Genomic DNA, 217 nt, shown 5'->3' on the forward strand with positions numbered 1-217 from the left:
ATTACCGTGACAGCAACTGACCCTGCAGGTAATGCAGGAACAGATACAGCTGTGGTAACGATTGATACCACTGCACCAAATGCACCGGTCCTTGATCCAATCAATGCCACCGATCCAGTGACAGGTACAGCAGAACCGGGTTCAACCGTGACTGTAAGCTTCCCTGACGGTACAACAGCAACTGTGGTTGCAGGTACAGACGGCAGCTGGTCAGTAG

The 217-nt window shown here is 52.1% G+C and carries 1 protein-coding gene; it reads left to right on the top strand.

The genetic code is table 11. The features are described from left to right. The coding region (locus ACS604_RS19015; protein WP_474772680.1) for an Ig-like domain-containing protein at window positions 1-217 on the top strand (217 nt) is incomplete at both ends.

The organism is Acinetobacter sp. Li1LvA2 (assembly GCF_056156705.1).